This is a genomic window from Bifidobacterium sp. ESL0800, assembly GCF_029395355.1.
Taxonomy (GTDB): Bacteria; Actinomycetota; Actinomycetes; order Actinomycetales; family Bifidobacteriaceae; genus Bifidobacterium.
Genome location: NZ_CP113913.1, coordinates 1,415,142 through 1,434,761, shown reverse-complemented (window position 1 = coordinate 1,434,761; position 19,620 = coordinate 1,415,142). Strand labels below are relative to the sequence as shown.

Annotated in this window: 10 protein-coding genes; 7 read left to right on the top strand and 3 right to left on the bottom strand. The window is 58.9% G+C overall.

From position 1 onward, the window contains the following. Nucleotides 1–57: 57 nt before the first annotated feature. The gene (gene pgi / locus OZX75_RS05620) at nucleotides 58–1,752 is read left to right on the top strand and encodes a glucose-6-phosphate isomerase (protein ID WP_277145688.1); all 1,695 of its coding nucleotides are present in this window, start codon (nucleotides 58–60) and stop codon (nucleotides 1,750–1,752) included. A gap of 292 nt (nucleotides 1,753–2,044) precedes the next feature. On the opposite strand, the gene OZX75_RS05615 is transcribed toward pgi, so the two are convergent. Then, nucleotides 2,045–3,391, bottom strand: coding sequence for a hypothetical protein (locus OZX75_RS05615; RefSeq protein WP_277145687.1), 1,347 nt, complete (start codon nucleotides 3,389–3,391; stop codon nucleotides 2,045–2,047). Between the two features lie 214 nt (nucleotides 3,392–3,605). Here OZX75_RS05615 and OZX75_RS05610 point away from each other — a divergent pair, with 214 nt between their 5' ends. Genes OZX75_RS05610 through OZX75_RS05590 form a run of 5 tightly spaced genes read left to right on the top strand, consistent with a single transcriptional unit; the run spans nucleotide 3,606 to nucleotide 14,577 of the window. Beyond that, the gene (locus OZX75_RS05610; RefSeq protein ID WP_277145686.1) at nucleotides 3,606–4,184 is read left to right on the top strand and encodes a LemA family protein; all 579 of its coding nucleotides are present in this window, start codon (nucleotides 3,606–3,608) and stop codon (nucleotides 4,182–4,184) included. A gap of 42 nt (nucleotides 4,185–4,226) precedes the next feature. Continuing rightward, nucleotides 4,227–6,803, top strand: a complete 2,577-nt coding sequence (locus OZX75_RS05605) for a DUF2207 domain-containing protein (RefSeq protein ID WP_277145685.1) — start codon at nucleotides 4,227–4,229, stop codon at nucleotides 6,801–6,803. Between the two features lie 43 nt (nucleotides 6,804–6,846). Beyond that, complete coding sequence (locus OZX75_RS05600) at nucleotides 6,847–9,378, top strand: DUF2207 domain-containing protein (protein ID WP_277145684.1); 2,532 nt, start codon at nucleotides 6,847–6,849, stop codon at nucleotides 9,376–9,378. Between the two features lie 46 nt (nucleotides 9,379–9,424). Then, complete coding sequence (locus OZX75_RS05595; RefSeq protein ID WP_277145683.1) at nucleotides 9,425–11,929, top strand: DUF2207 family protein; 2,505 nt, start codon at nucleotides 9,425–9,427, stop codon at nucleotides 11,927–11,929. Between the two features lie 5 nt (nucleotides 11,930–11,934). Beyond that, nucleotides 11,935–14,577: a DUF2207 family protein gene (locus OZX75_RS05590; protein ID WP_277145682.1), complete on the top strand. Its 2,643-nt coding sequence runs from the start codon at nucleotides 11,935–11,937 to the stop codon at nucleotides 14,575–14,577. 243 nt (nucleotides 14,578–14,820) lie between these two features. On the opposite strand, the gene OZX75_RS05585 is transcribed toward OZX75_RS05590, so the two are convergent. After that, entirely contained in the window at nucleotides 14,821–16,761 is a 1,941-nt protein-coding gene (locus OZX75_RS05585) for an ABC transporter ATP-binding protein (RefSeq protein ID WP_277145681.1), read from the bottom strand. 321 nt (nucleotides 16,762–17,082) lie between these two features. Next, nucleotides 17,083–18,849: an ABC transporter permease gene (locus OZX75_RS05580; protein ID WP_277145680.1), complete on the bottom strand. Its 1,767-nt coding sequence runs from the start codon at nucleotides 18,847–18,849 to the stop codon at nucleotides 17,083–17,085. Nucleotides 18,850–18,860: 11 nt separating this feature from the next. Between OZX75_RS05580 and OZX75_RS05575 the strand changes: the two genes are divergently transcribed. Next, nucleotides 18,861–19,202 (top strand): hypothetical protein, encoded by a 342-nt coding sequence (locus OZX75_RS05575; RefSeq protein ID WP_277145679.1) that lies wholly within the window; start codon nucleotides 18,861–18,863, stop codon nucleotides 19,200–19,202. Nucleotides 19,203–19,620 lie beyond the last annotated feature (418 nt).

Below are 19,620 nucleotides of genomic sequence, written 5' to 3'. Positions count from 1 at the left end.
TAAGCAACGACAAAGCCATGAAGCCCCCGCGGCACGTGATGAAAGGACCTTAATAATATGGCCATCAATCCTCCTATCGACGCCACCAAGACCCCGGAGTGGGCGGCGCTGCAAAAGCATTTTGACGAACTACAGAGCGAAGGCATCGACCTCAAGAAGTGGTTTGCCGACGAACCCAACCGCGTTGAAGAGCTGAGCTTCGATGCCGGCGATCTGCACTTCGACCTCTCCAAGGACCTCATCAAGCCCGAGACCCTGCAGCTCTTCGCTAACCTTGCCAAGGCCGTGCACCTCGAGGATCGCCGCAAGGCCATGTATTCCGGCGTCCATATCAACAACACCGAGGACCGCGCCGTGCTGCACACCGCGCTGCGCCGACCGGTTTCGGACGAAGGCAAGTACATCGTCGACGGCCAGGACGTGGTCAAGGACGTGCACGAGGTGCTCGACCGCATCTACGCGTTCGCCGACAAGGTACGCAGCGGCGAATGGCGCGGCGTGACCGGCAAGAAGATCGAGACTGTCGTCAACATCGGCATCGGCGGCTCCGACCTGGGCCCGGTCATGGTCTACGAGGCCCTCAAGCCCTACGCAGACGCCGGCATTTCCGCCCGTTACGTCTCCAACATCGACCCCAACGACATCACCGAGAAGACGAAGGACCTCGACCCCGAGACCACGATGTTCATCGTCGTCTCCAAGACCTTCACCACCCTCGAGACGCTCACCAACGCTCGCGAGGCCCGCACCTGGCTCTTGAACGGCCTCAAGGCCTCCGGCGCCATCGACGGCAGCGACGCCAAGCGCGCCGAAGCCATCCGCAAGCACTTCATCGCAGTCTCCACCAACCTGAAGGGCGTCGAGGAGTTCGGCATCGACCCGACCAACGCCTTCGGCTTCTGGAACTGGGTCGGCGGCCGCTATTCCGTGGATTCCGCGGTCGGCACCTCCATCGCCATCGTCTGCGGACCGAAGCGCTTCGAGGAATTCCTCGCCGGCTTCCACGAGATGGATGAGTACTTCGCCAACACCCCGATCGAGAAGAACGTCATTGCGCTGATGGGCATGTTGAACGTCTGGTACCGCAACTTCTTCCACGCGGCCACCCATGCCGTGCTGCCCTACGACCAGTACCTGCATCGCTTCCCGGCCTATCTGCAGCAGCTCACGATGGAATCCAACGGCAAGTCCGTGCGCTGGGACGGCACCCCGGTGACCTGCGACACCGGTGAGGTCTTCTGGGGCGAGCCCGGCACCAACGGCCAGCACGCCTTCTACCAGCTGATCCACCAGGGCACGCAGCTCATCCCCGCCGACTTCATCGCCTTCGCCAACACCCCGAACCCGGCGAAGGACGGCGACCAGGATGTGCACGAGCTCTTCCTGGGCAACTATCTGGCGCAGACCAAGGCGCTCGCTTTCGGCAAGACCGCCGACGAGGTGCGCGCCGAGGGCACGCCTGAAGCCATCGTGCCGGCCCGCGTTTTCAGCGGCAACCGTCCGACCACCTCGATCTTCGGCGATGCGTTGACCCCGTTCTCGCTGGGCGAGCTGATCGCGCTTTATGAGCACATCACCTTCACCGAGGGCACGGTCTGGGGCATCGACTCCTTCGACCAGTGGGGCGTCGAGCTCGGCAAGCAGCTTGCCCGCCAGATCACTCCTGCGATCTCGCAGGACGACGAGGCGCTGGCGGCGCAGGACGCCTCCACCCAGAGCCTCATCCGTTTCTATCGCGCGCATCGCAAGTAGTCAAAAGCGCTGAGGCATTGTGCCTTCTTCCGACTTGATGTTTGGACGAGGGTAGCAATGCGGGCAAAGTGCTCAGTCACCATACTCGGGTGACTGAGCACTTTTGTGTTTCTGAGCGTATGATGCGTGCGTATGATGCGTTGAAAAGCTGATTGTTGGCCTCACTTTTCTGCTTTTCAACGCAGTAGCTAGCGTCGATGCGTTCAAAAGCATGAAAAGGCCCCGAAAACGTGCTTTTCAACGCAACTTACTGAGTGGCTACCGATTAGCGATGGAAAACGGGCGGGGCAGCTTATTTGATGGTGTATATCGTCGTGTACAGGTCTTTCATTTCCTTGCTCGGCTTCGCGTCGTCCAGTTCTTTGTAGACGGGATTGCCGTCTCCGTATTCTTTGGTCTCGTAGAGATAAATCCTGATTTTGTCTTCTATGGCCCAGTATTTCTGCGATTTTTCAGGATTGTTCATAATCTCGTCACGTGAGCCGAGAGCTTTGATTTGCTCGAGCAGTTTTTGCGCTTTGCCCATGCGTTTGAGGGACGCGTTTGCGTAGGCTTTGATGAACGGGTCTTTGGACGCGGTGACGCTTTGCGCGGAGGTCTCGCAGTTGGTGATGATGGTCTGTATGGTATTGACGGAATCGGGGTCATCGTTGAGGTTTGTGTATTTTTGCGCGTCCTCTTGGCAGGTTTTGATGGTGGCGGTGTAGCCGACCACCGAATCGCTGAAGTTGTTGAGTACGTTGACGTACTTCTTATTTTTGGCTTGGTATGCCTGGTAGGCCTTGCGGATATTGCCGTAATCGCGGTAGGCCTGCGTTTTGGTGAATTTGCTTCCCGAATTGGCCACCGTGGCCGTGGCGGCCTTGAGATCGTCGAGATCGTCCTGCTCGATGGTGTCGGCTGGGCCGTTCATGCCGCTGCTTTGGGTGATGATATAGAGTGCGTTACCGAGTTGGTCTTGTGGCTTCTGGATATCCGCGGTGAACGTGTCGTTCGCCTTGTTGAGGATATGGGATTTTCTCACGCTCTCTTCGAATGCCTTGTCGTCTGAAGCCGAGGACGACGAGGCGGAATGGCCGCCGAGGTGCGGAAGGACGAACGGTGCGGCAATAAGCACTATGACAAAGAGGAAGGCGCAAGCGCTCGCGATTTTCGACTTGGGTTTGTCGCTGCTTTCTTTGCTGTCGTCGTCATCGTCGTCTTCGTCATCCGTGTCGTCGTCATCGTCGTCTTCGTCTTCGTCTTCGTCACTGTCTTCTTCATCGTCGTCGATATCGTCCGCGTCATCGCTGTCGTCGCCTTCTGCGGTATCGTCTTCATCGCCATCGGCGACGTTATATCCGGTATCGTCTTTCTGATTGTCTTCGTTGCCGTCGCCATCGCTGTTTTCATCCTCGTTTTCGGCATCTTCGTGGATCCCGTTATTGCCGGTTTTGCCGTGTCTGTTGTCACTTTGGTCCAACCACGGCTTGCTTTCGCGCTCAACTCGGTTGTCTTCGTCTTTGTCATCGACGTTGCTTTCGGTGGGTATTTGGCCGGAGTGCGTCGAATCGAGTTGGGATGAGGTGTCGTCGATGGATAGATTCTCGTCCGATACTGGTATTTGCGTGTCTTCCGACCGCTTCTTCCATTGACGCAATGTTGGCCGTCTCTTTCATGCCCTCAAGATGATAAGGCTGTTATCTGCTCTCGTTGAGCATTGTATCAGTGCGTTTGGCAAGGTGCTGGGCCTCCCTGCCTTTCAAGAGCCAGGGTCCTTGTATCATGAGTGAGAGAAGCTGTCCGGTGGTGAAGCCGAATGTCGAGAATGAAGCGACGTCAGCTGAACATGTTCGTCAGAGAACGGAGAAGATATGAGCGCAGGGATAATTGTATTGCTGGTCGTGTTGGCCATCGTCATCATTCTTTTGGTGTGGGGCATTGTGTCCTATAACCATCTGGTCGCGTTGCGCAACCGCGTGCAGAACGGGTTCTCGCAGATTGATGTGCAGCTCAAGCGGCGCACGGATCTGGTGCCGAATCTGGTCGAGACCGTCAAGGGGTATGCGACCCACGAATCGCAGGTTTTCCAGAAGGTGACCGAGGCACGCGCTGAAGCCGTCAAGGCGGCCAGCAGTTCTTCTGCGACCACCGCCGATCGTGCCCAGGCCGAGTCGGCTTTGAGCAACGCTTTGATGGCCCTGCAAGCCACCGCCGAGGCGTATCCCGACCTCAAGGCCAACCAGAACTTCCTGCAGCTGCAGGACCAACTCTCCGATTTGGAGCAGAAGATCGCCTACGCCCGTCAGTTCTACAACGATGTGGTGCAGAAGCTCAACACGGCCGTCCAGACGTTCCCTTCCAACGTGATCGCCGGCATGTTCCACTTCAGCCAGGCCCAGTATTTCCAGGTCGCCGAATCCGACAAGGCGGTGCCGCAGGTCAAGTTCTGAGGTTGCCGGTGAAGCGATGGTTCTGATACGCAACATGAAATCGTGGGAAGGCGCGTGGTGATGGGCGAGGTCTACAGCCTCAAACGGCTCGGCAAAGCGGCTCTGGTGGCCCTGGTGGTGGTTGTGGTCGTCGTCGGCTTCTACGGGTTCTGCGCCTGGCAGGGCAGCGGCAGCGGCAACCAGATGAGCTACAATTCGCTCGATGACGATGCTGTGGTGATGTCAAATGGCGATTTGCGTATCACCCAGCATATCGACGTCAAGCTGGGCAAACGCAAGGGGGGCGACAACGGCGCCAAACCGTGGCGTGAACTGTTCCAGCGTTACCGCTTGGCTGACGCCCCGGGAAAAGCGGCGGATGAGATCGAGGACGACGAGGACACGCTCAGCGCCATCACCGACGTCTCGGTCAAAAACGTGACCACGGGCCAGACCTATCGCCATGGCGACGCGGATTCTCCCAACGCCCTGCACAGCTCACGCTGGGACGCGACGCAGGCCGGGACTTGGTACGCGCGCAATCTGGGGCCTGATGCGAATGTGGATGACGACAAGCCCGGCGTGGATTACCGGCCCGCGGCCATGAGCTCGGCCAAATACGACGTCAAGAAGCAGCAGGACGACATGGCGAAGAGGCAGCAAAGGCAGCAGATTCTGCAGGGGCAGACGCAGAGCCGGCAGCAGACGCAGGCCGGAGGCGACAAGAACACGGATACAAACGCGGATTCAGATACCACGGATTCAGGCACAGATTCGGACGCAGGTTCCGATACGAAATATTCTTCGCGCGACTGGTATCCCGGCACAAAGCCTTCGGAAATGGGTGCGGCGCGCGACGTCATCGAAATCGGCTGGAACATTCCGACCACCACGTCGGCCGAAAGCATGAAATTCGACGTGACGATGACGTTCAAGGACGTCGTCAAGGTCTACAACGACGTGGCCTATATGAAGTGGGAGCCGGTCGCCGACGACAACGGCGTCCCCATCGGGCGTTTTCATGCCAAGGTTTCTCTGCCGCAGGGCACGAAAGCCGGCACGATGCGTCAGTGGATGGATTATCCCGGCAAGGGCACCATCAGGCGAGCGGGGCAGCGCAGCATCGAGATGAGTGCCGAGCACGTTCCCGCCAGGAATCATATCGACTTGGTCTCCATGTTCGGCCATCACGGTATGGGCCAGGTCCGCTACCGCGTCCACAGGGCCGCGAAGGAGGACGTGGTCTCGTGGATGGAATATGAGCGGATGAACTCCGTCAAAAACAGCGGCGACACTCGCTTTGTGCTGCTGAAGTACATCGCGCTTCCCGTGATTCTCGCTCTTGCGGTGGGTATCGCCGCGGTCATCGCCAGCAACAGGAAGGCTTGGATACGCGGAGACGTGGATTATGTGCGCGACATCCCGTCTATCACGCCCGGCGTCGCCGCCGACCTGATGGATGATCTCATGCCGGATGACGTCGGTGACGCCAGCCTGGCGTCGCGGCAGACGGCGTCCACGCTGCTTGAGCTGGCGAGCAAGAAACGTATTGCGGTGTATCCGGGCAAGGCGGATTGGTATTCGGGGCTCGACCTCGCCGCCCCGGCCGCCGACGTCAGCAAGCAGGCCGGCACATGCCTTGACCAGGCGCTCGGCAGAGGCAAAAAGGCGGACACCGTCACCATCGCGGTACTGCCGAAATCGTCCAGAGCTGCCGGCAAAGGACGGAAACTTTCGAAGTCGGAGAAAAGCCTGTTGACCATGCTCATGGACATTTCCACCAAGCTTGGTTCCCCGACCTTCGACTTAAGCCAGGTCAACGATCGGCTCGGCGATTGGGAGAAGGGCGCGAAGGCGCAGGACAGGTTCTTTACCAGCGTCGACACCGAATACGCGAGTGGCGAGTACTCCAAGCACTTCGTGTTCTCTTACGTTGCGGCCGCGGTGCTGGTTGTCGTCGGGGCTTTGGAATCTCTGATCATCGACGGCCTCGCTTTCAGCGAATTGGGTTCCGGAACGGACGATTACGGGGCCGTCTGCGACCAGTTCCACGGCCAGTGGGGGCTGTCGCTTATCCTCGGCGTGCCGGTGATTTTCGTATTCGCATTCCTCTTCAGGCTGTTGAAATTCAAGGTCTTGACGCCGGCGGGCAGGCAGACGGGCACGCAATTGCTCGGCCTGCGCCGGTATATGGAGGACTTCAGCGACTTTTCCGAGCGCGACGTACCCGACCTGGCGCTTTGGGACCAATATCTCGTCTATGCCACGGCTTTCGGAATCAGCGGGAAAGTCACCAAGCGAATGGCGCAGGTGTTCCCGAACCTCACCGACTCGTCCTGGCTGGACGGCAACGCCGGTGATTCGCTGCTCTACTGGTCGTACTACCCGTCGGTCGACGGCGTGGGCGACGGCAATGGGGCGGCAGGCGCCGACGCGGGGCAGGCGCTTTCCGGTGTTGACAGCTTCGGTGGTTTGGGCGATTTCGGCTCGCAGATCGCCTCCGGCTTCGACACCCTCCAGTCCACGTTCGCCGACTCCTTCAGCGACTCCGATGGTGGTTCCGGTGGTGGTTTCAGCGGCGGTGGCAGCTTCGGTGGTTCCGGCGGCGGCTCGGGCGGCGGCAGCTTCGGCGGCCGCTGAGCTGGCTGTATAACTGGAAACGCAGATGGAAGAAGAAGAGGTTATGAAGGGGGACAAAGACTGGTCGGTGAGGCTGCGGGCCATCGTCTCGTCGGTGATTCTCGCGGCGGTGGTCACGGCTTTGGTGGTGTTGGTACTGGCGCCTTCCGGCGATGGCACCATGAGCTATCGGTCACTCGATTACGACATGACGGTGCGTCCCAACGGCGACCTGCGTGTGGTCGAGCATGTGGATGTGAAGCTGGGCAAACGGCGTGACAGCGATGGCGACAAAGCCCCGTGGCATCAGCTCTTTCAGCGCTACAAGCTCGATTCCAAGCAATTGAGCGCCATCACGGACGTATCGGTGAAGGACGCCAGAACCGGCGAGGAGTATGCGACCGGCGATCTGGCCGACGACTCCGATCTCAAATACCTGCCTGACGACGGGTGGGACAGTGAATTCGCCCGGACCTGGTATGCGGTCAACGTCTCGTGCGGCTCCTCCGTGCGCTACAAGCCCGCCGGGGCCGCCGGGCCTAGCAAGAAAACGGATGACGACCGTCCGATTGACAACGGCATGTTCGATGGTTCCTATGGAGGCGTGGTTGGCCCCCAGCTGAATTCCAATGATCCCAGTGTTCCAGGGCAAGGCGGCAATAATTCCGGTAATTCAAACAACCCCTCAAGCTACGTACAGCGGGTCCGTCCCCGTGCAGGCCGACTCGTGGCTCCAATCGAAGCCCGTTCCCAATCCCGAGTCCAATCCTCAATCAAACCGCGTGTCCACGCCGCTGCCGATACGCGCGATGACGACGGCACCTGCGCCACGGGCGAATCAGGCGATACCATCGAGATCGGCTGGAACATCCCGGCGACCTATACCGCAGACAGCATGAAATTCGACATCGCCATGACCTTCAAGGATGTGGTCACGCGCTACGACGACGTGGCCTACTTCAAGTGGGAGCCGGTGGGCGACGACAACAGCGTGCCGGTCGACAATCTGCACGCACGGGTGACGCTGCCCAAAGGCCGGGCCAAATCCGATGGATCTCAGTCCGGCAAGACGGACATATCGTCGGTAAACCTGCCTCAGCAGTGGCTGCATTTTGCAGGCAACGGCGATATATCGGCCCACGGCAGCCGCACCATCGAGTTCAACGCGCGTCACGTCGGGGCCCGCCGGCACGTCGATCTGGTGTCGATATCGCCGGCTTCGTCGATGGGTAAGGTGCGGCACACGCAATCCGGCGATCATGCGCAGGCGGTCGTCAGCCACGAGAAGACCGAACGATTGAAGGCGGCGGTGGTCAGCGCGGCCAATCTCATCTGGCTGGTGGTCTCCGTTGCGGTGGCGCTGGCCGCGCTGGGCTATCTGATGAACAAGTTCATCCGCATCGCGCCTGAAGCATCGTACCGGGGTGAGGTGGATTATTACCGCGACATTCCGCAGATCACGCCGGTGGCCGCCGCCCATCTGATGGACATTCTGGAAGGTTCGCCGTCATCCAGATTCGGCAGCCGCGTCGTCGGTACGAAGTACGTCCGGCGACTGGCTTCCCGTCAGATGGCGGCCGCGATGCTTTCCCTGACGCGCAAGAAACTCATCGCCATCTACCCGGGCAAGGCCGAATGGTACGAAGGGCTCGACCTTGCACAGGCCGACTCCTCCCAGGTCGCGCAGCGTGTGCGGGGCAACGCTTCGTCGCTCGGAGTAAAGACCAACACGATCGTGATTTTGCCGTTGGCCTACCAGATTCACGGCGATATTTTGCCCGATTCCCAGCGTCACGACAAGCTGGATCTGACTTTTTCTGAACAAGCGCTGCTCAAGCTGCTCAAATCCTTCGCCGATCATATCGATTCGCACGTCTTCGATCTGAAGCAACTGCACAAAAAGAGTCGTAAGTGGACTGCAGGTGGTGATCTCTACCAAGCGTTCAGAACCGAGGCGGACGAGGAATTCAAGCACTTCACGCTGGCGCATTCGCAAGGCGAGACGATATTCAAGGTCTGCGCGCTGCTCGTGGTGGCCGCGCTGATTGCGGGCCTTTACCTTTGGCATCTCTACCGGGTGGGGCTGCCCGACTTGGCGCTCATTGCTGCGTCGGCGGCAACGTTCATCGCCATTCTGTTCCTGTCGCTGATGCCCAATGAAACGTTGAGTACCGACGGGCGCAAGGCGGCGGGCCCGGTGCTTGGCTTGCGCAAGTATATGGAGGATTTCAGCGATTTCTCCTCTCGCGGCCCGCAGAACTTGGCGCTCTGGGACCAATACCTGATCTACGCCACCGCGCTGGGCATCAGCGGGGAGCTGGTGCGCAAGATGGCCGAGGTGCAGCCGGCGCTCGCCGACGCGGCCTGGCTTGACGAGAACGCCCAGGGCTCGCTGCTCTACTGGACGTATTGCGGTTCGGCGTGGACCGGCGTCTCGCCCTCCGCCGCTTCGGGCTTTGGCGCCAGCGGCGGTTTCGCCGATCTGGGCGCGCAGCTGAGTTCCGGTTTCGGCAGCTTGGGTGCGTCGCTCGGCGGCGGTGGCGGCTTCGGAGGTTCCGGTGGCGGAGCCGGCGGCGGCAGCTTCGGTGGACGGTAGGAAGCAATATTGAAGGAATCGAATTGAGAGAAAAGAGCCAAGACATATGAGCGGGAAAAGCCTGAATCTCAAGCGAATTGCCAAAGTATTGCTTGCGGCATTGATACTGACGACGATGATCGGCCTCGGAGTGGTGGCATGCGGTTCGCACGTTCGGCCCTATAATCCTTACGAGTCGGATTTGAAAAAAATGAATGCCGACCTGGTCTATAACTCGCTCGAAGACGACGTGAAGGTGCTGCCAAACGGAGACTTGCACCTTACCGAGCACATCGATATGGAGCTTCAGACACGTGAAGACAAGGATGGTAAGGCCAAGCCGTGGCGTCAGCTCTACCAACGTTATACGCTCAACCGCACCGATAAGGCGAAGGGTCCTTTAAGCGACATCGTCGACGTGTCCGTGAAAAACACAAGCAACGGGCAGGAGTATGCGCACGGCACCAGCGGCGACATCACCGATCCCAACTGGGATGCGAACCATGCCAATCAGTGGTACGCCGAAGACGTGGGCGGCAAGAACGGCACCGGGCACACGCCTTACCTTCCGGCCACAATGAAGGCTGACCAGTATGATCAATCGTCTGGCGCGGCTGGGTCTTCGGCCGCAACGACGGGTGCTCAGCCTAGTGCGGCAACGAACGTGCAGGTAGGTGGCGACGATACCATCGAAATTGGCTGGAATATACCATCTACCGATTACGCAAGTTCGCTGAAATTCGATGTTGATATGACGTTCAAGGACGCGGTGCAGGTCTACGACGACGTGGCTTACCTCAAATGGGAACCTATGGGCGATACCAACGGAACACCGGTACGCAATTTCGATGCCACCGTCGCCTTCCCTGATGGGGTCAAGCAAAACGACACCAATGAATGGATGCATTACGTTGGTAGAGGTTCGGTATATCCGAATCCCGACGGCACTCTTTCGGCGCATGCCTTTGAGGTTGTGCCGGGCAGACATGTCGATTTGGTGACGATGTTCCCGTCTTCGGTCATGGGACAGGTGCGGCATCGCATCGCAGGCAAACACAAGCAAAAGGTGATCGATCAGGAGCGTGACGAGCAAAAGTCTTCCAGCCCCAACCTTCAACGGCCCGCCCGTCGACATTGGAATATCTATCTGCCGTTCGTCATCTTGGAACTCGTCGCCATGGCTATCGGCGCGGTGTTCGTGGCGTATACCAACCGCAAGGGCAGCTACCACGGGCCAGTCGAGTATTATCGTGATATTCCGAAAATCAGCGCGACGGCGGCAGCTCAATTCCTTGACGAGATGCAAGGGACTCAAGGTGATTCGAAGCTCGACTCGCGTCAGCTTGCCGCCGCCATGCTCTCGTTGCAAAGCAAAAAGGCCATCGGCATCTATCCAGGCGAATCCCAGTGGTACGCCGGAATCGACTGGGCACACGTCACTGACAAGGAAATCGGCGATTGCATGAAACGTGGCGCAGCCGGTGAATTCGACGGGCAATCGTCTAGCGCGGCCGCCAAGCCTTACGGCCGGCACAGCAATGCCCCGAGTGCCAAAGAACCGTTGTATGAAAGAATCGGCAAGGAAAAGGGCGGTTTGGTCGACACCGTCGCAAAGACCACTGGTTTTGGTGGACGCAAAACGACTACCATCGTGTTGTTGACAAAGGTTCCAAAAGCCACCAAAGGTGCTCAAATTCTAGAAGATCCGATTGTGAGCACGCTCACCGGGCCGGAGATTGCGCTGATGGAGCTCTTACAAGCGATGGGTGAACGGCTCGGTTCCGACGTCTTCGATTTCAAGGATGTCCACGACAGGCTCTCGAATTGGTCGGAAGGCGCCAGCCGCGAGTCGAACTTCGTGCTCAGGGTGGAGGCCGAATACCGTGCCATGAAGCTGACTAAGGCATCGACGGTGTATACGGTATTTGAGGGCATCCTGCTGGTGGCCGGTGTGCTTGGCTTTGGCTACCTCTACATGATGTTTATGAGCGATCCTCTTACTGCGGCCAAACTGTTTGGAGCAGAAGCGCTGTATTTGCACGGCGATATTGCCAGGATGCTCAAGATCTTCCTGCCCGTGGTGTTCGTGTTGATTGTCGAAATATCACTGTTGCAGAAAGTCATGCTCAGCAAGAAAGGCAATCTGCTTGCCGGCCAGTTGCTGGGGTTGTGTAAATATCTCCTTGATTTCGGTGATTTCAAGGAGAGCGAGCCACAGGACCTGGCGCTTTGGGATCAATATCTCATCTACGCCACTGCCTTTGGCATCAGCGACAAACTGGCCAAGGGCATGACCAAAGTCTGGCCACAGATGACCGATGACAATTGGCTTGATACCAACGCTTCAGGCAGTCTGCTTTACTGGCCGCTCTACTCTGCGAGCCACGACGTGCAGGGCTATTCGTCTTCAAACTTCGACCTCGGCAATTTTGCCGACCTTGGCGGTCAGTTAAGCTCTGGCTTTGCCAGTATGAGCAGTTTCAGCGGAGGGGGCGGCTTCGGTGGTGGAGGCGGTGGTAGCTTCGGTGGTTCCGGAGGTGGCTCGGGCGGTGGCAGTTTCGGTGGAAGGTGATAGCTGTGGGTCATAGTCTTAATTTCAGACGCATTATTCGGCAGATTCCCTTCTGCCTGGTTTGCACGCTGGTGGTCGCGCTGTGCATGATCATTCCGTATTCCGACAGTGTGGCCGACGCCGAAACCAAAGCGGAGGAGTCCTACAAGACCACGTGGGTGGAGAAGAACCCCGGCTGCGCTACCCGTCCCGACAGCTCGTTCGGCAGCAGCGCAATGGTGATCGACCAGTCGCACGACTTCGATGCCAAGCCCAGGATCTCCTATAATTCCGTGGATTATGACATGGCGGTGCAGCCCAATGGCGACGTGCGGCTGAACGAGCATTTCGATGTGAAGCTCGCCGAGGAGTGGGCCAATAATCGGGCACTTGAGTGGGATGATCTCCTTACGTGGATCGACCTGACTGACGAGCCGACGTTCTATCGGTTCCCTGGGGCCCAACTGGGCGCGGTGACCGACGTGAGTGTCCGCGATGCCGCGACCGGACAGGTCTACCGCCATGTGCCGCAGGATTGGCAGTATCAGTGGTCCAACGCATCCGACAAGAAGAAATTCCAGCCCGGTATGTGGACGGCGGATACCATGGTGGGCAAAGATATCAAGGATTATGCCCCCGCCACGAGTTCCGGCGCTGCCCCGTTGACGGCAACGGATGCAAAGAACGCGCGGAAGATGGATATGGTCACCCTGACTTGGGCGATTCCACCGGTGAAATCGGCCGAAAGCCTCAAATACGACGTTTCCATGACGTTGAAGGATGTCGTCACCCGTTGCGGCAACCATGCGTACTTCCGCTACGACACGTACGGCAACACGGATACCGGCCCGGCCAAGCACATGCATATGCGGCTGACGCTTCCCAAAGGTACCAAGGGCACGCCGAAAGGCTTTGTGGGCTTTCCCGGCCGGAAATCGGTGAAACGCGACGGTGCCAGACGGTTTGATTTTGACGCTTACGACGTCTCCGCGGCTTCGTCGACGGAATTCGCCGCCATATTCGATGCTTCCGGCATGGGGCAGGTCGCGCACGACGCCGTATGGGATGGGACCAAAGGAAAATTCCGGGACAAGGGCAGTGCCGAGGACACGGATCGGAAGGATGATTCCGAGGCTGATAACGATGACGATAATGAGGCCGAGACCGATGCCGGAAAGACCGACCAGGATTCGTCTTCCGATTGGCATTCACTGGCATTCGCGTTTGCGGTGATATTACTGGCGTTCCTGGTCTTCGGCGGCATCATGATTGTCATCACCAACCGACGGACCAGTGTCAGCGGTGACATTCCCTATTGCCCAGACATCCCGTCGATGAGTCCGGCCTGCGCCGCGCGGTTCATCGACGAGGTCCAGCCGCCCGGCTCCTCGATGGTCGCAGCCTCGAGCCGCGAGACACGGGCGATGCTCTCCACCTTGCTGTCGTTGGCCGACAAGAAAGTGGTGGCGCTCTATCCAGGCGCGGCTTCGTGGTACGAAGGCATCGACCTGCAGACCGCGGACGTCGAGCGGATACAGGCCTGTGCCGAAGCGGGCCGGAAGAATGAAGACCGGCAAAGCCGTGAAGACGGGGATGGCCATGGCCCGTCCCCGCACCGAATCGCGCCGACAAGCCGTATCGGTATATGGCTCAGCCATCTGCTGTGGCGCACCGCCCTCGGCAGGTATATTCGCCGGCATCCGCGTCTGGCCGTCATCTTCGGCGGTATCGCCAAGCCCGCCGACGGACGGACGGTTACGGTACGGCTTTTGGCGGCGGCGCAAGGTGCGCAACATACGAAGAACGGGCAGGGCACACTGGGGCTGCAAGGTGCGCAGGGTACGCAAGGTGCGCCGGATGCGCAAAGTGCGCAAGGCTCGCAGGGTACGCAAAGTACGCAAGACTCGCAGGATGCGCAAGGTTCGCAAGGTTCGCAGGGCACGCAAAACTCGCAAGGTACGAAAGGCTCGCGGGACGGTGGCGAGACTTCTGCCGCGTCCCCGCGGCTGTGCGAATCCGAACTGGCGTTGCTCGAGTACCTGCAGGCGTTCGCCGCGTGGCAGGGCTCACGTACCTTCGACTTGAACCAGCTGCGTAACTCCACCCAAAGCTGGAACCGGATGGAGGGTGACGGCCCGCGCCATGCGCACGACACCGATCCCGCCGAAGCCGATGTGATCAACCGGTTCAACGATGCACAACAGGTGTGGGACGAAGGCCCGGAGCTTCAATGGGGCTTTACGAGTGCGGCCAATGAGGAATATATGGGGCTGAGGCTGACTCAGTTCTCACGTGTCGCTGTGGGCGTGTTGGTGGCAATCGCCTGTTTCGTAGGTCTCGGCTACTATATCCTGCTGCAAATCTGGGATATGGGGTATCAGAAGGTCGCGCTCGCGCTGGGGCTGCCTGCGGTGTTCCTGGCGTTTATGGTGGTGACGCTGATGCGCTATGTCGAGCTGAGCCCAAACGGCCGGCTTGCCGCGATCCGATTGGTAGGATTGGTGGAATACATGAACGACTTCAGCGATTTTTCGGCGCGCGGCGTCGAGGACCTCTCGCTGTGGGGCCAGTACCTGATTTATGCCGCTGCGTTGGGAGTGGACAATAAGATTTTGCGCCAACTGGCGTTCCGTGTGCCGGGCAATGCGTTCATGAGCGGTTGGCAATGATGCGGATGGTGGCTGGCCGCCGGCTCATCGGTGTGCGCGGTGCTGTTGATGCGATGAAAATCACGGAAATAGGCTTGGAATGCTGATTTTGCTCGCAACTTCAATTGATCATGCGAGCAAAATCACGGAAATCGGCTGATCATGCTGATTTTCATCGCATCGTCGGCTGGGTTGCGTTGAAAAGCAGAGAGCGCGTAGCAAGCATCTGCTTTTCAACGCACTGAATCGGCGGATCGGCTTGGCTCACCGGTTGGCGTCGTCGAGGGTGAGCTGGTCGTCGTCGGCGTCGTAGTCGAAGAGCTCGCCGTAACGGCCCCAGGTCACCGCGATATCGAACTGCTGTTGCGCTTCCTCGTCGGTGTGCTGGCTGCGCAAAAGGTCGAGGATGAGCTCGCCGCGCAGGCCCTTGTCTGGATGGTTGCGCAGCGCCCAGTCGATGGTGCGTACCAGCGGCGCATGGTCCATGATCAGCTGGGCGAAGAGCTTCTTGGCTTCGAGTACGTCGGCGTGGCACCAACGATCACCGTCGCGGGTGACAGTGCAATGGCCGCGGCTGACGGTCAGCAGGCCGAGCATCGTGCCAGCGTCGATGAGCGGGAAGAGGTCATCCACCTCGAAGGAAAGGTCGGCCGCGAGGTCTGCCAGATCCACGCCACCCTCATAATTCGAGACGACGTCAAGCAGGCCTGCAAGGCCGCCGGGAGTGGCGTTCGGGAGCAGCTCATCCGGTGCACCGTTCTTTTTCGTCTTGACGACATTTTCGTGAGCTGTCAGTTTTGCGTTGGCTTTCGCTTGCGCGTTGTCGGCATCATTGGAATCGTCGTGTCGGTTACGGTCTGTGCGGCTGTCGCTGCTCATGCTCCCGCTGTCGTCGGTGCCATTGGCATTGGCATTGCCGTTCTTGCCGTTGCCGCTGCTGGTATCATGCTGCGATAGGCCTCCGGCGTGGTCGTGCTTGTTGGCCTGTCCGTGTGAGCCGTCTACGTCCGGTGCCGGCGCGATGGTGTCATAACCGTTGGTAGCGTTGTCGCCGTCGCGTTTTGTCGTGGTGCTATGGCGGCCCAGTGCGCTGGTCTGGACGTCTGTATCGTTCGCACCTCCGGTTTGGGCGGTGCCGTCGCCTTGTGTGAGGTTGTCTGAACGTTTTGCTTCTTGTGAACCTTTGACATGGCCGGAATCGGTGGTGTCGTAGCCGTAGCCGTCTGACGAGGATTTCTCCGTGGTACCAGATTTGACCGCCGTACCCGCCTCCGTGTTTTCGGCATTGTCGTTTACCGCATTGGCACGGCTGCGCTGCGACTCCTGACCGGTCAGGATGGTGTAGAGCTTGTCGACCATCGCCTCGAATTCGGGGGAGTGCTTGTCGCGCGGGCGCGGCAGATTGACCGGAACCTGCGCGATGAGGTGACCGGGGTGTGAACCCAGAACGACCACTCGGTCGGCCATCTGCACCGCCTCCTCGATGTTGTGGGTGACGATGAGGATGGATTTGATGCCGCTGCGGTTGCTGTTCCAAAGCTTCAGCACTTCCTGACGTAGGTTTTCGGCGGTGAGCACGTCCAGAGCGCTGAACGGCTCATCCATGAACAGGGCATCCGGGCGCAGCACGAGTGCGCGGGCGATGCCGATGCGCTGCTTCATCCCGCCGGAAAGCTCCTTCGGATAGGCGGATTCGAAGCCGTCAAGGCCGATCGCATCGATGGCAGCCAGCGCGCGCTTGTGGCGTTCTTCGCGCGGCACCCCGCGCGCCTCGAGCCCGAGCTCCACATTGTCTTCAACGGTGAGCCACGGCATGAGCGCGAAGGTCTGGAAGACCAGTGCAACTCCAGGGTTTGGGCCATTGAGTGCCTTGCCTCGGTATGAAACCTGCCCGCTGGTTGGCTGGATGAGTCCGGCCAGAATCCGCAGGAATGTCGATTTGCCGGCGCCGCTGCGTCCGAGGATCGCGACGATTTCGCCTTCGTGCAGGTTGAAGGAAATATCGTCGAGGACGGTGGTCTCGCCTCCTTTTTCGGAGGTGAAGCGCTGGCCCACGTGGCTGGCCTCGATGACGGCATGGGTGCCGTTCGCGTCGAGGTCGGCATATTTCGGATTGTGGTGGCCACGGGTGCGGGTTTCGGTGGTGATACCGGTGCCGGTTTGCGTGCCGCTGGCAACGGTCTTGTAAAGCTTGTTGAAGTTCATGATGGATTCCTTTGTTTGGTGGTTTCCAAACGATTTATTCGGTCGGTACTATTGATTGGTTTTCAGCATTAGCAATCGGATTTGCCGAAAACCGTTCAGTTAGAAGCAGCCAGTGACCGTTTTCTTGCTTTTGCGTTCAGCGGTGCAAGAAAGTGGTTACTGAGGAGTCATCAGCGGCTGTTTTCTTGCTTTTGTGTTCGGTTATGCAAGAAACCGGCCATTGCGGGGCTGTGAGTGGCGGTTTTCTAGCATCGATGATTGAGAATGCAAGAAAACGGACACTCGAGTTTCTGCTTATCATGCTCATCGAATCTCCTTAACTCATCCGACGACGAAACGACGGTCGGCGAGTCGTTGCAGGGGGTTCCAGAACAGTCGGTTGACGGCGACGACGAAAATGGCCATCACGGCCACGCCGATCAGTGTCTTCATGCTTTCGGCGTGCGCGGTGGCTTCGGCGATATAGGAACCGAGGCCGCGGGCGACGAGCGTGTGGCGTCCGTAACTGACGATTTCCGAGACGATGGAAGCGTTCCACGCGCCGCCGGCGGCGGTGATGCCGCCGGTGACCCACGAGCCGAAAACCGCCGGCAGGATGAGCGTCTTCCATTTCATCCATCCGGTGATGCCGAAGTTTTTGGTCATTTCGATGAGGTCGTCGGGGATGGCGGACGCGCCGGCGATGACGTTGAAGAGGATGTACCACTGTGTGCCCAGTGCCATCAGGAGGATCGAGCCCCAGTTGATGTCGACGCCGAGTGCGACGAAAACCATGACCACGAACGGGAAGATGAAGTTGGCGGGGAAGCTCGCCAGCACTTGTACCAGAGGCTGTACCAACCGCGAGATCTTCGGGTTCATGCCGACGATGGCCCCGAGCGGCACCCAGATCACCGAGCAGACCACGGTCAACAGCGCCACGCGCAGGAAGGTGAAGCCGCCCAAGCCGAAAGCCCGCCCAAGCTCGCCCAATCCGGTGGTCCGGGCGATGGCGACAATCAGCTCTGCGGCTCCGGCGATGACCAGAACACCGACAATGACATCAAAGACCACATCACCAGCGCGACGGCGTCCGGGTTTGGCACCCCACTTCGAGCCGGTGCGGCCGAGCGGACGGGTGGCCCAGTCGAGCAATTCGCCGACGGGACGGAAGATGCGGGCGAGGAAATCGTCGATATGCGACTGGCGGATCAGCGTCAAAACGGCGCTGCGCTTAGGCTCGCTCGATTCGCTTTGCGTGATGCGGAACTTTTCGGCCCAAGCGGTGAGCGGTTTCCAGACCAAAACATCGATCAAAAGCACGACGATGACCATGGTCAGGATGGCCCAGCCGATTTTGCCGGGGTTCTCTTCGCTCGCCGCAGCCTCGACGTAGCTGCCGATGCCGGGCAGCGCGTAGGTGCGGTTACCAACCGAGATCATTTCCGAGGCGGTCAGGAAGAACCAGCCGCCGCCGACGCTCATCATCATGTTCCAGAGCAACGGAATCATGGAATTCGGAACGTCTAGCACCCAGAAACGTTGCCAGCGGGTCAGCTGCAGGTTGCGCGCCGCCTCATCGAGTTCCTTCGGTTCGCTCTTGAGCGACCGGTAGAACGAGAAGGTCATATTCCAGGCCTGCGAGGTGAAGATGGCGAAAATCGACGCGGCCTCCACGCCCATCATCGAGCCGGGGAAGAGGGCGAGCCAGATGGTCACGGTCGCCGAAAGGAAGCCCAAGATCGGCACGGATTGCAGGATGTCGAGCAGGGGGATGAGCACCTTGCCGAGCCTGCGCGAGCGCGCCGCGGCCAGTCCGTAGACGAAGGTGAACACCAGCGAGAAGAACAGAGCGATGGCCATGCGAAAGACGGAACGCAGCGCGTAATAGGGCAGGTTGCGCGGGTCGGTCGAGACGGTGGAAGGGATGCCTTTCGGCCCGACCGGAGAGTTGATGGCCGGCAGGATCCATGCGATCAGGCCGAAGAGTGCGAGGATGCCGACGGCCACCACACAGTCCGAGATAAGGCGTTTGGTAAAGCTGGCGTTTCGCCCCGCGTTCGATGTCCCTGGTGCGGCACGGTTGAAATTGAAGGAGAAATTGGTCATGATGATTCCTCATGAACGGCGTATCGTGGCGTCGGCGCATTGCGCAACGCGCGGTTGACGTTGCCGATATTGCCGGCAAACCGGATATTCTTGGCGAACCGGATATCTGGCAAGCTGGGCATACTTGGCAAACTGGGCGCGACCGGCAAACCAGACACGACCGGCAAACCAGACACGACCGGCAAACCAGACACATCTGGCAAACCGGGCATCAGAAATGTACGATTCCGGCGATGGCGGCTTTCAATCCTGAAGTCGGCAGGCGCAGACTACGGGTTGCGAATCGTGAATCCTTGATGCGGTTATTTGCCGGTATGTCCGTAATTTTTGGCGTGACGGATACGTTTAATTAATTTGAAAAGGATCTCGAAGACGGAATCCTTGGCAGGTAAGGCGGAATCGTTTCACGCTGTCTTACGCTCGTAGCGTTACAGGCAAACCGAACAATTTCACATCCAGCACCGGGTCATCGTATCGAGATGGGGTTGTGCTTGAGCGCACAAATGATGCAGATCGTTGATACTACTAGGAAGATCGCTTGTCATGATCCCCACCTCCTTCGACTCGGTGCGTATGGCGCAGGAACAATTACCGCCACCAAAATAAGGGTTTCGACGTGGCTTGTCAAATTGGTTCGTTTCGATCGGGTATCTTCGTGTCTGTATTGATTTGACAATCGTGTTTCTGTTGCTTGGCTTGTCTCAATGTCCACTTTCTGGCATCGGTGAGTCGTTGTGCCAGAAAGTGGACACTGACGGGTTGTAATAAGCG